The following is a 12,711-nucleotide window of genomic DNA, read 5'->3' as shown; positions in this document are numbered from 1 at the left end:
GGAGCAGTTTAGAGGAACAAGCCGGGACCCGGGCGACTTCCTTCGGGGAATCTGACGCCCACTTTGCCGATCTTGTTCCCGTCCATGGCCGCGACGGTCCATAGGGTGTTGTTCCAATCCACCTGGTCGCCGACCACTGGCGCACCGCCGACTTTCTGGGCAATGAACCGCCCCAGGGACATGTCCGGATCGATGCCGTCCAGCTTCAACCCGTACAGCGCCGCAACCGCGGCCAGCTGGGCGTCTCCTTCGAGTACGAAGTCGCCGAAGAAGCGCAAATCCAGGCCCCGTTGTGGCGCCTGGCTGAACAGTTTTCCAAGGGCCGGCAAGTTGTGTTCGTGGCCGATAACACACAGCAAATCATCGACTTCCAGCACGGTACTACCCGACGGATGGAGCAGTTGCTGGCCCCGAAACAGGGCGGCGATGCGTGTGCCGTCCGGCATTTTCAGGTCCCGCAGGGGTGAGCCGATGCACCATTTTTCCGCGCCCAGGCGATAGATGAACAACTCCCACTCACTGGTGACGTGGACTTCCAGCGCCGCCCGGGAAATCGGCAGCGGCTCGGGCGGGACGGTCACATGCAGCAATTTGGCGACCCATGGCAGGCTCGTGCCCTGCACCAGCAGCGAGACCAGCACGATAAAGAACGCCAGGTTGAAATAGAGCTGGGCGTGGGGCAGCCCGGCCATCAACGGGAACACCGCGAGGATGATCGGCACCGCGCCGCGCAGGCCGACCCAGGAGATAAAAGCTTTTTCGCGACCGTGGAACGCCTTGAACGGCAACAGGCCGACCATGACCGACAGCGGGCGGGCAAACAGGATCATCCACAACGCCAGGCCCAGAGCGGGCAGGGCGATGGGCAACAGGTCGTGGGGCGTGACCAGCAGCCCCAGCACCAGGAACATCCCGATCTGCGCCAGCCAGGCCATGCCATCGAGCATGTGCAAGATACCGTGGCGGCTGCGCACCGGACGGTTGCCGATCACCAGGCCGCACAGGTACACCGCGAGGAAGCCACTGCCGTGCAAGGCGTTGGTCAGGGCGAACACGGCCAGGCCGCCGCTGATGACCAGGATCGGGTACAGGCCGTTGGCCAGGTTGATGCGATTGACCAATTGCAGCATCAGCCAGCCACCGCCCAGGCCAATCACCGCGCCGATACCGAACTCGCGCATCAGATGCCCCAGCAGGCTCCAGTGCAAGCCGGTTTCGCCACTGGCGAGCATGCCGATCAGGGTGACGGTGAGGAATACCGCCATGGGGTCGTTGCTGCCGGATTCGATCTCGAGGGTGGCGCTGACCCGTTCGTTCAAGCCCTTGCCACCCAGCAGCGAGAACACCGCGGCGGCGTCGGTGGAGCCGACGATGGCACCGATCAGCAGACCTTGCATCAGGTTCAGGTTGAACAACCACGCCGCCGCCAGGCCGGTCAGCCCGGTGGTGATCAACACCCCGACCGTGGCCAGCGACAACGCCGGCCACAGCGCCACGCGAAAGCTCGACACCCGCGTGCGCAAGCCGCCGTCCAACAGAATGACCGCCAATGCGAGGTTGCCGACCAGGTAGGCCGTTGCGTAATTGTCGAAAAGAATACCGGCGCCGTCGACACCGGCCACCATGCCCACGGCCAGGATGATCACCAGGATCGGAATGCCCAGGCGGGACGAAAGAGAACTCACCAGGATGCTCGCACCTACCAGCAACGCGCCGATCAAGAACAGGCTGTTGATGGTCGTTGCAGTCAAAGGCGTTACTCCGGGAATACTGAGGGGCGGGCACAGACTGACCATGCAGTCTGCGTGCCAGCGATTCTAACCTGTTGAAATGTGATGCTGTCAAAAAAGGTTGGGAGATCGAGGTTCTGGGCGCAGCCCTTGTGGCGAGGGAGCTTGCTCCCGCTCGGCTGCGAAGCAGTCGTCGCTTTTAAGGACGGAGCCGCTGCGCGACCCAGCGGGAGCAAGCTCCCTCGCCACAGAAGCTGGATTGTTGATTGCTCACTGTCTGTGAACAATCAACAGCTGCGTGGATTAAAGGCTGAACCGCCCAACCATGCTGTTGAGGTCCACGGCCAGTCGTGACAGTTCCGCGCTGGCGGCACTGGTCTGGTTGGCGCCGGTGGCCGACTGCACCGACAGGTCGCGAATGTTCACCAGGTTGCGGTCCACTTCACGGGCGACCTGGGCCTGTTCTTCGGCGGCGCTGGCGATCACCAGGTTGCGTTCGTTGATCTCGACAATGGCCGTGTTGATCGTGTCCAGGGACATGCCGGCACCGCGAGCGATGTTCAGCGTCGACTCCGCGCGTTCGGTGCTGTTGCGCATCGAATCCACGGCGTGTTCGGTGCCGCTCTGGATGCTGCCGATCATGCGCTCGATCTCGCTGGTCGACTGCTGGGTGCGGTGCGCCAGGGCGCGTACTTCGTCGGCGACCACGGCAAAACCACGGCCGGCCTCACCGGCGCGGGCGGCTTCGATGGCGGCGTTCAGCGCCAGCAGGTTGGTCTGGTCGGCCAGGCCGCGAATAACGTCCAGCACCTTGCCGATGTCACGGGACTCATTGGCCAGGTTGCCGATCAAGGCGGCAGTGCTTTGCACATCGGCGCTCATGCGTTCGATGGCGCTGACGGTTTCCTGCACCAGGTCGCGGCCATCGCCTGCGGAGGTGGTGGCGTTTTTCGATGCTTCGGAGGTGCTGACCGCATTGCGCGCGACTTCTTCCACGGCGCTGGTCATCTCGTTGACCGCGGTGGCGGCCTGTTCGATTTCGTTGTTCTGCTGCGTCAGGCCGCGAGCGCTCTCGTCGGTGACACTGTTGAGTTCTTCGGCGGCGGAGGCCAGTTGCGTGGCTGAACCGGAGATCCGCTGCAAGGTGTCGCGCAGTTTTTCCTGCATGGTCGACATCGCCCGCAGCAGTCGACCGGCTTCGTCGCTGCCATCGACGACAATCGGGCGGGTCAGGTTGCCCTTGGCGATTTCTTCGGCCGCATCCAGCGCGTTGGCAATCGGCTTGGTGATGCTGTTGGTCAGCAGCCAGGCGAACAGCAGGGTCAGGGCGGTGGCGATGACCAGCAACGTGATGACCAGATTGAAGGCTTTTGAATACTGTTGCTCTGCGCCCCGACTGAAAGCGTCGGCTTGTTGGTTATTGATCTCCAGCAGGCGGCCGAGTACCGCGTTCACGGCTTCGGAGTTGCTCAACAGTTCGGTGTTGAGCAGAGCCCGCAGATCTTCGATCTGATTGTTGCGCGACAGGGTTTTCATCCGCTCTTCGAGCTGGCGATATTGCCCCAGCAGTTGCACGTATTGATCGTAGGCGGCCCGTTCTTCCGCAGAGCTGATCAGCTTTTCATAGGCCGTCTGGGCGGCGCGGATCTGCTGGTTGCGTTGTTCGAACAGATCGTGGGTTTTCTGCTGGATGTCCGGTTCGCGGTTGGTCAGCAAGCGATAGGACAGCACCCGCAAACGCAGGGTGAGCTGGGTGAACTCATCCAGGGCCTTGATGCTGGGCACACTGTTCTCGGCGATGCTTTTGCCGGATGCGCGGATGGTGCTCATCTGGGTCAGGGCAAATACCCCAAGGGCGAGCATCAGGGCGCCGATCAGGGCAAACCCCAGGAACGCCCGCGGCGCGATGTTCATATTACGTAGGGACATGGAAAGTACCGGAAGGAGGCGCATCCGTGCGGGGCTGTGACTGCTGTTCCCTGACTTATCGGTCATACGACTAAAGTCTTGAGTGACATGCGTGCTTTTGTCACAGAGCAACGGCTGCGGCGCGACGAAGGGTCGGAACCAGATTCTCCATTCGCAGTCTCTAAAACTCGCCGGAAAGCCCTGCCACCCCGTAAAGCGTGGCATTGGCAGTGACTTTTCTTTATCGTACGCGCCCCATGAAAAAGCCTGGAAATCAATATGTTGGAAACATCCCTCAGCCAGCTGGAGCAACTGGTCAATGACCTGGTGCAACAGAACCGTCACCTCACCGGCCTGAACGAAACCCTGGGCGCGGAGCTTGCCAAGGTCAAGGATGAAAACGAAAGCCTGCAACTGAGCCTGATGGAACAGGAAGAACTGCACGGCACCACCGCCGCCCGCATCCAGGCCTTGATCGAGCGCGCCAGCGCCGGGCCTGTCAGCGCATGAAGCACGGCGCCGATGGGGTGACAGTCATCTCGATCCTGGGAGAAGACTATTCAATCAAAGCGCCGACCGGGCAGGAACAGGCCCTGTTGGACGCCGCTGCCATGCTCAAGGCCGCACTGGCCGACACGAAAAGGAAATACCCGACGCTGATCGGTGATCGCCTGTTGGTATTGGCGGCCATGAACCTGTGTTCGCAGCAGATGGAAATGCAGAAGCAACATCAAGCGGAACTCGACCGTTACCAAGAGCAAGTCAGCGCCACGGTCGATGTGATTGCCAAGACCATTCAGCAGGCCTGAAACCGTTAGCGAACGGTGACTGTGGGGCTTGTGTGGGAGCGAGCTTGCTCGCGATAGCGTCAGCACAGTTACCTGTGTGTTGGCTGAAACACCGCTATCGCGAGCAAGCTCGCTCCCACAGTGGATCGGTGGTGAACGCAGATGTTATGTCCACTTGAAACCCCTTGTGGGAGCGAGCCTGCTCGCGATGAGATTCAGCCCCGCTGCATGACCCGGCTCAGAACCACTCATCCCGCATCCCCAGGCACGTATCATCCCGCGCCTCAAGAATCGCCAGCTCATGATGGCAACCCGGCACTTCCCAGGTCAAGAAGTAGCGCGCCGCTTGCAGCTTGCCTTTATAGAAGTCGCTGTCTGCGGTATTCCCCTTGGCCAGGCCTTCCTCGGCACGAATCGCCTGTTCCAGCCAGCGCCAGCCGATCACCATGTGCCCAAACACCTTCAGGTACAGCGCCGAGTTGGCGAGGCTGGTGTTGACCTTGCCTTGGCCCAGGTCCGTCAGCAGGCCGAGGGTGACGGTTTGCAGGCGCGCCACCAGCGCTTCCAGCGGCTGGCGTAACGGTGTCAGTGATGCGTGCGCCTGGGCGCGTTCGGTGGTGTCGGCCACCAGCCGGATCAATTGTTTGAGCCCGGCACCGCCGTTCTGCGCCAGTTTTCGCCCCAGCAGGTCCAGGGACTGGATGCCGTGGGTGCCTTCATGGATCGGGTTCAGGCGGTTGTCGCGGTAATACTGCTCCACCGGGTATTCGCGGGTGTAGCCGTGGCCACCGAGAATCTGGATCGCCAGTTCGTTGGCTTTCAGGCAGAACTCCGAGGGCCACGACTTAACGATGGGGGTCAGCAGGTCCAGCAGTTCATGGGCGCGCCGGCGCTCGGCTTCGCTGTCCAGGGTGGTGGTGTCGTCGAACAAGCGCGCCGCGTACAGGCCCAGGTCAAACGAACCTTCAACGTAGGCCTTCTGGGTCAGCAGCATGCGGCGCACATCGGCGTGCTGGATGATCGCCACGGGGGCAGTGGTCGGATCCTTGCTGTCGGGCACCCGGCCCTGCGGGCGTTCGCGGGCGTATTCCAGGGAATACAGGTAGCCGGCGTAACCGAGCATCACCGCGCCCATGCCGACGCCGATCCGCGCCTCGTTCATCATCTGGAACATGTAGCTCAGACCGTGGTGCGGTTTGCCTACGAGGTAACCGACACATTCGCCGTTGTCGCCGAAGTTCAGCGCGGTGGAGGTGGTGCCACGCCAGCCCATCTTGTGAAACAGCCCGGCCAGCAGCACGTCGTTACGCGGGCCGAGGCTGCCGTCGTCGTTGACCAGGAACTTGGGCACGATAAACAGCGAAATGCCTTTCACGCCCGGCGGCGCGTCCGGCAATTTCGCCAGGACCATGTGCACGATGTTTTCCGACAACGGATGATCGCCGCCAGAAATGAAGATCTTGTTGCCTTTGAGTCGATAGGTGCCGTCGGACGCAGGCTCCGCGCGCGTACGAATATCCGACAGCGAAGAGCCTGCATGGGGCTCCGTCAGGGCCATGGTGCCGAAGAAACGACCGTCGATCATCGGTTGCAGGAAGCGTTGCTTCTGCTCCTCGCTGCCGAAGCTCTCGATCAGGTTCGCCGCGCCCATGGTCAGGAACGGATAAGAGGTCGAAGCGGCGTTGGCCGACTGGAAGTGCGCGAAGCAGGCCTGGGACAGCAACGTCGGCAGTTGCATGCCGCCCGCCTCGAAGCTGCGTGCGGCATTGAGAAAGCCCGCCTCGAGGAAGGCGTCCACCGCCGGTTTCACCTCGGGAATCAGAATTGCCTCGCCGTTCTCGTAGCGCGGTTCGTTTTCATCGTTCTTGCGGTTGTGGGGCGCGAAAAATTTCTCGGCGATGCTGCGGGCCGTATCGATGGCGGCGTCGAAGGTTTCGCGATTGTGCTCGGCAAACCGGTCGCGCTGGGTCAGGCCCTCGGCATCGAGGACTTCATACAGCTCGAAAGCCAGATTGCGGGAACTGAGCAGCGTCTCGGACATGGCGGCCTACCTTTTCTTGGGATGGGCCGAGTCTAGGCGTACTGATAAAGGCTGAACAGGATGATTGATGACAGTGATGCAGAGGTGAGGGCGACACTAATCCCAATGTGGGAGCGAACTCTGTGGGATCAGGCTTTGTGGGAGCAAGGCTTGCCCGCGATGAAAACGCCGCGGTCTCTGAGAACCGCGGCGCCTGGATCGCGAGCAAGCTTTGCTCCCACAAAGTTCGCTCCCACAGGGATTTCCTACTACCAGGCACCCATTGCGGGTGCCTGGTTTACAGCGGTTTAGCCGATAGTCATCAAGCTGGCGTTACCCCCCGCGGCCGCGGTGTTGACGCTCAAGGCTCGCTCGATCACCAGGCGCTCCAGCGCCACGCTGGTTTCGCCCTGGGACAGGCCATGGACCCCGACGATGGCGCCGGCGCGCTTGGCTACCTGCTGGCAAACACCGCGCAGCTGGTCTGAATCGCCGTGATGCAGGACCGCGTCGAACAGCACTTCGTCCTTGCTCCAGTCGGCCACCCGCTGGATGCGCGCCTGCAGGTCTTTCGGCAAGCGTGCGAACAAGGCCTTGCTGGTGTCGGTTTCCGGCCACACGGCCGAGCCGCCCACGGCCAGTACGGCCGCCAGTTGCGTCAGCAGGTCGCCTTCCACGTCGGCCAGGCACAACACGTGCTCGCGCGGCAGGATGGCGTAGCTGTTGCGCTCGCCGGTCGGGCCGGTCAGGGTCCGGGTAATACCGCTTTGCGACTGGGCTGCGAATTGCACGCACACGGTACTCAGTTCGGCGAGCTTCTGGCTGTCGGCCCAGGCTTGCAGCGCGGCCAGCGGTTTACCCATGGCCTCGCGCAAACGCAGGTCCGGCGCCACCAGGGCATCGCCACGGACGAAGGATTGCTGGATCGCATCGGTAGGACGGGTCGACAGCAGGCGGTACAGGTACAGCGGGCCACCGGCCTTGGGACCGGTGCCCGACAGGCCTTCGCCACCAAACGGCTGCACACCGACCACGGCGCCGACAATGTTGCGGTTCACGTAGACGTTGCCGGCATGCACATTGTCGATGACCTTGGCGATGGTCTCGTCGATGCGCGTGTGCACACCCAGGGTCAGGCCGTAGCCGGAAGCGTTGATCTGGTTGATCAACTGATCCAGTTCCTTGCGCTTGTAGCGCACCACGTGCAACACCGGACCGAAGATCTCGCGTTGCAGTTCATCGAAGCTTTCCAGCTCGATCAGGGTTGGCATGACAAAGGTGCCGCGCTTGCACTCGTCGCTGTCGGCGATTGCCATCTGGTACACGGTGCGACCTTTGTCGCGCATGGCCTGGATGTGTTTCTCGATGCCGGCCTTGGCTTCGGCGTCGATCACCGGGCCGATGTCCACGGACAGACGCTCAGGGTTGCCGAGGCGCGATTCGGCCATGGCGCCCTTGAGCATTTCGATGACGCGGTCGGCGGAATCTTCCTGCAGGCACAGGACCCGCAGGGCCGAGCAACGCTGGCCGGCACTGTCGAAGGCCGACGACACCACGTCGATGACTACTTGTTCGGTCAGCGCCGAGGAGTCGACGATCATGGCGTTCTGGCCGCCGGTTTCGGCGATCAGTGGGATCGGACGACCCTGGTTGTCCAGGCGGCCGGCGATGTTGCGTTGCAGCAGGCGAGCGACTTCGGTGGAGCCGGTGAACATTACGCCTTTGACCCGATCGTCACCCACCAGGCGGGCACCGACGGTTTCGCCGCGCCCCGGCAGCAGTTGCAGCACGCCTTCCGGAATGCCGGCTTCGAGCATCAGGCGCACAGCCTGGGCAGCCACCAATGGCGTCTGCTCGGCGGGTTTGGCCAATACCGGGTTGCCGGCGGCCAGGGCAGCGGCGACCTGGCCGCTGAAAATCGCCAGCGGGAAGTTCCACGGGCTGATGCAGACCACCGGACCCAGTGGGCGGTGGGCATCGTTGGTGAAATCGTTGCGCGCCTGCACCGCGTAGTAGCGCAGGAAATCCACGGCTTCACGCACTTCAGCAATGGCGTTGGCGAAGGTCTTGCCGGCTTCGCGGGCCAGCAGGCCCATCAGCGGCTGGATCTCGCCTTCCATCAGGTCGGCGGCACGTTCGAGGATCGCGGCGCGCTCGGCTGGCGGCGTGGCTTGCCAGATCGGTGCGGCATTGAGGGCGCACTGGATGGCGTTGTCGACGTCGGCGACGGTGGCTTCCTGTACATGGCCGACCACGTCGCGGTGATCGGACGGGTTCAGTACGGGGGCCGGGGTTTCTTCGCTGGCAGCGCAACCGAGCATCGGCACGGCTTTCCAATCGTTATGGGCAGTGGCAAGCAGGGCGCAGGACAGCGACGCCAAACGATGTTCGTTGGCCAGGTCGATGCCGCTGGAGTTGGCGCGGTCGCTGCCATACAGGTCGCGCGGCAGTGGGATGCGCGGGTGCGGCAGGCCGAAACCGCCTTCCAGCGTCGCCATTTGCTCGATGCTGGCCACTGGATCGGCCACCAGCTCCTGAATCGAGATGGACTGGTCGGCGATACGGTTGACGAACGAAGTGTTCGCGCCGTTTTCCAGCAGGCGACGTACCAGGTACGCCAGCAGAGTTTCGTGGGTGCCGACCGGTGCGTACACACGGCACGGACGGTTCAGCTTGCCTTCGGAAACCTTGCCTACAACCTGTTCGTACAGCGGTTCACCCATGCCGTGCAGGCACTGGAATTCGTACTGGCCCGGGTAATAGTTCTGACCGGCGATGTGGTAGATGGCTGCCAGGGTATGGGCGTTGTGCGTGGCGAACTGCGGGTAGATGACTTCCGGCACCGACAGCAGCTTGCGGGCGCAAGCGATGTAGGACACGTCGGTGTACACCTTGCGGGTATAGACCGGATAGCCTTCCAGGCCTTCGACCTGGGCGCGCTTGATCTCGCTGTCCCAGTACGCACCTTTTACCAGACGAATCATCAACCGGTGGCGGCTACGGCGGGCCAGGTCGATGACGTAGTCGATCACATACGGGCAACGCTTCTGGTAGGCCTGGATCACGAAACCGATGCCGTTCCAGCCGGTCAGTTGCGGCTCGAAGCACAGGCGCTCCAGCAGATCCAGCGACAGTTCGAGACGGTCGGCCTCTTCGGCGTCGATGTTCAGGCCGATGTCGTATTGCTTGGCCAGCAGGGTCAGCGACAGCAGGCGCGGGTACAGCTCGTCCATGACGCGCTCGTACTGGGCGCGGCTGTAGCGCGGGTGCAGGGCCGAGAGCTTGATGGAAATGCCCGGGCCTTCATAAATCCCACGACCGTGGGAGGCTTTGCCGATCGAATGGATGGCTTGTTCGTACGAGGCCAGGTACTTCTGGGCGTCATGTTCGGTGAGCGCGGCTTCACCCAGCATGTCGTAGGAATAGCGGAAGCCCTTGGCTTCGAACTTGCTCGCGTTGGCCAGGGCCTCGGCGATGGTTTCGCCGGTGACGAACTGTTCGCCCATCAGGCGCATGGCCATGTCGACGCCCTTGCGGATCATCGGCTCGCCGCTCTTGCCGATGATGCGGCTCAGGGAAGAGGTCAGGCCCGCTTCGTTATGGGTGGCGACCAGCTTGCCGGTCAGCAGCAGGCCCCAAGTGGCGGCGTTGACGAACAGCGACGGGCTGTTGCCCAAATGTGGCTGCCAGTTACCGGTGCTGATCTTGTCGCGGATCAGCGCGTCACGGGTGCCTTTGTCCGGGATGCGCAGCAGCGCCTCCGCCAGGCACATCAGGGCCACGCCTTCCTGGGACGACAGGGAAAATTCCTGCAGCAAACCTTGAACGATACCGGCACGGCCGCCGGCACTTTTCTGGTTGCGCAGCTTTTCCGCTATGGAGGCGGCCAACTTGTTGGTGGCTTCGGCCATTTGCGCCGGCAGGCGGGCCTGCTCGATCAGCATCGGCACCACTTCCGGCTCAGGGCGACGGTAAGCGGCGGTGATGGAGGCGCGCAGGACCGACTGCGGCAGGATGCTCTCGGCAAATTCGAGGAAGCATTGGTGAGCATGGTCGACCTGCACATCGCCGGCATCATCGCTGTCGATGCGAGGTGAACCGTTCAGCTCGGTCAGGGTTGCACCACCCTCGAGTTTTTCCAGGTAATTGAAAATTGCCTGCTTGATCAGCCAGTGCGGCGTGCGATCAATCGAGGTTGCGGCCGCCTTGAGGCGTTCGCGGGTCGGGTCGTCGAGTTTGACCCCAAGGGTGGTGGTAGCCATATTTTTATCCTCATGTTTACCACGTATTGCGTGGCATCAGCTGGCGGCAAGATTAGCTGCGGGATGATTGAGGTGCAACCGGGTGCAACCCTTTTTTTCTCGAAATGACAGGCAGCTCATCCGGAAGCAAATGTTGCCCGGTTGATCATGCACCGGCTTAGTGCTTTAGCTTCTAGCTGAGTGCCGGAAACTGCACTAAAAGGGAGCAAAAAACACAGATTTTGCGATAAAACCGATCAGGTGCAACTTATTCGAACGAAACTGGTTGCACCTTATTTGATTTGTTGAATAGCATTCGCGGCCAAGGTGCAACCGACTTCAACGTCGAGGGGCATCGGCTGATGGCTTTCCTGGGGAAACATCAGTCATAAATTCGCGGGACTGCAAATCGTCGCTATAACGTCCGTGTTGTCGACGCTTTCAACTGCCACCGCTACATAAAAACAAAGCCAGGGCGTAACTCATGAGTGTTAGTAATCCCACCTTGATCACTTTCGTGATCTATATCGCAGCCATGGTCCTGATCGGTCTGATGGCTTACCGCTCCACCAACAACCTTTCCGATTACATCCTGGGCGGTCGCAGCCTGGGCAGCGTGGTAACGGCATTGTCCGCCGGTGCTTCGGACATGAGCGGCTGGTTGTTGATGGGGTTGCCGGGTGCCATCTACATGTCCGGCCTGTCGGAAAGCTGGATCGCCATCGGCCTGATCGTCGGTGCCTATCTCAACTGGCTGTTCGTGGCCGGTCGCCTGCGGGTGCAGACCGAGCACAACGGTGACGCACTGACGCTGCCGGACTACTTCTCCAGCCGTTTCGAAGACAAGAGCGGCCTGCTGCGGATCATCTCGGCGGTGGTCATCCTGGTGTTCTTCACCATCTACTGCGCTTCCGGCATTGTGGCCGGCGCCCGTCTGTTCGAAAGCACCTTCGGCATGTCCTACGAGACCGCGCTGTGGGCCGGTGCTGCGGCGACCATCGCCTACACCTTCGTCGGTGGTTTCCTGGCCGTGAGCTGGACCGACACCGTGCAAGCCACCCTGATGATCTTCGCGCTGATCCTTACGCCGATCATCGTGCTGCTGGCCACCGGTGGTGTGGACACCACGTTCCTGGCCATCGAAGCGAAAGACCCTTCGTCCTTCGACATGCTGAAAAACACTACCTTCATCGGCGTGATCTCGCTGATGGGCTGGGGCTTGGGCTACTTCGGCCAACCGCACATCCTGGCGCGCTTCATGGCGGCGGATTCGGTCAAGTCGATCGCCAAGGCGCGTCGCATCTCCATGGCCTGGATGATCCTGTGCCTGGGCGGCACCGTGGCTGTGGGCTTCTTCGGTATCGCTTACTTCTCGGCGCACCCTGACGTGGCCGGTCCCGTGACCGAGAACCCTGAGCGTGTGTTCATTGAACTGGCAAAACTGCTGTTCAACCCATGGGTCGCGGGTGTGCTGCTGTCGGCCATCCTGGCGGCGGTGATGAGTACCCTGAGCTGCCAGTTGCTGGTGTGCTCCAGTGCCCTGACCGAAGACTTCTACAAGACCTTCCTGCGCAAGGGCGCTTCCCAGCTGGAACTGGTCTGGGTCGGCCGTGCCATGGTGCTGCTGGTGGCCTTGGTCGCCATCGCCCTGGCTGCCAACCCGGAAAACCGTGTACTGGGCCTGGTGAGCTACGCCTGGGCCGGTTTCGGTGCCGCCTTCGGCCCGGTTGTCCTGATCTCCGTGATCTGGAAGAACATGACCCGCAATGGCGCGCTCGCCGGCATCCTGGTGGGTGCGATCACCGTGATCGTCTGGAAGCACTTCGAGCTGCTGGGCCTGTACGAAATCATCCCGGGCTTCATCTTCGCCAGCCTGGCCATCTACATTGTCAGCAAGATGGGCGCGCCTACCGCGGGTATGCTGCAGCGCTTCGAAGCAGCCGAGAAAGATTTCCGTCTGAACCAGTAAGGCCTTCAGCGAGGCCTCGATGGCTCGCAGGAGGGTTTGCATGAAAAACGGCCCG

General features: G+C 61.9%; 7 protein-coding genes and 1 pseudogene. 3 read left to right on the top strand and 5 right to left on the bottom strand.

Features of this window, described 5'->3' with window-relative positions:
- Window positions 1-8: 8 nt before the first annotated feature.
- From Q7F16_RS19680 to Q7F16_RS19670, 3 genes and pseudogenes are all read right to left on the bottom strand, one after another.
- Window positions 9-1,751, bottom strand: a complete 1,743-nt coding sequence (locus Q7F16_RS19680) for a potassium/proton antiporter (protein ID WP_079301596.1) — start codon at window positions 1,749-1,751, stop codon at window positions 9-11.
- A 282-nt stretch (window positions 1,752-2,033) separates the two neighbouring features.
- Complete coding sequence (locus tag Q7F16_RS19675) at window positions 2,034-2,738, bottom strand: methyl-accepting chemotaxis protein (RefSeq protein WP_412177603.1); 705 nt, start codon at window positions 2,736-2,738, stop codon at window positions 2,034-2,036.
- Between the two features lie 198 nt (window positions 2,739-2,936).
- Window positions 2,937-3,644, bottom strand: a pseudogene (locus Q7F16_RS19670) (MCP four helix bundle domain-containing protein); the annotation flags it as partial.
- 273 nt (window positions 3,645-3,917) lie between these two features.
- Between Q7F16_RS19670 and Q7F16_RS19665 the strand changes: the two are divergent.
- Both Q7F16_RS19665 and Q7F16_RS19660 read left to right on the top strand, forming a co-directional pair.
- Window positions 3,918-4,148: a hypothetical protein gene (locus Q7F16_RS19665; RefSeq protein ID WP_003197071.1), complete on the top strand. Its 231-nt coding sequence runs from the start codon at window positions 3,918-3,920 to the stop codon at window positions 4,146-4,148.
- A complete protein-coding gene (locus Q7F16_RS19660; RefSeq protein WP_018601295.1) occupies window positions 4,145-4,447 on the top strand; it encodes a cell division protein ZapA in 303 nt (100 codons plus the stop codon). Before Q7F16_RS19665 ends, Q7F16_RS19660 begins: the two co-directional genes overlap by 4 nt.
- Before the next feature lie 217 nt (window positions 4,448-4,664).
- Here Q7F16_RS19660 and Q7F16_RS19655 read toward each other — a convergent pair whose 3' ends face one another.
- Both Q7F16_RS19655 and putA read right to left on the bottom strand, forming a co-directional pair.
- Window positions 4,665-6,467, bottom strand: coding sequence for an acyl-CoA dehydrogenase (locus tag Q7F16_RS19655; RefSeq protein WP_409556681.1), 1,803 nt, complete (start codon window positions 6,465-6,467; stop codon window positions 4,665-4,667).
- Window positions 6,468-6,754: 287 nt separating this feature from the next.
- Window positions 6,755-10,708: a trifunctional transcriptional regulator/proline dehydrogenase/L-glutamate gamma-semialdehyde dehydrogenase gene (putA, locus tag Q7F16_RS19650; protein ID WP_409556682.1), complete on the bottom strand. Its 3,954-nt coding sequence runs from the start codon at window positions 10,706-10,708 to the stop codon at window positions 6,755-6,757.
- A 463-nt stretch (window positions 10,709-11,171) separates the two neighbouring features.
- On the opposite strand from putA, the gene putP reads away from it, so the two are divergent.
- Window positions 11,172-12,656: a sodium/proline symporter PutP gene (gene putP / locus Q7F16_RS19645; RefSeq protein WP_046065705.1), complete on the top strand. Its 1,485-nt coding sequence runs from the start codon at window positions 11,172-11,174 to the stop codon at window positions 12,654-12,656.
- Window positions 12,657-12,711: the final 55 nt, after the last annotated feature.

It is taken from the genome of Pseudomonas sp. Lb2C2, assembly GCF_052112205.1.
Taxonomy (GTDB): Bacteria; Pseudomonadota; Gammaproteobacteria; order Pseudomonadales; family Pseudomonadaceae; genus Aquipseudomonas; species Aquipseudomonas kilonensis.
This window is presented reverse-complemented; position numbering and strand designations above follow the sequence as displayed.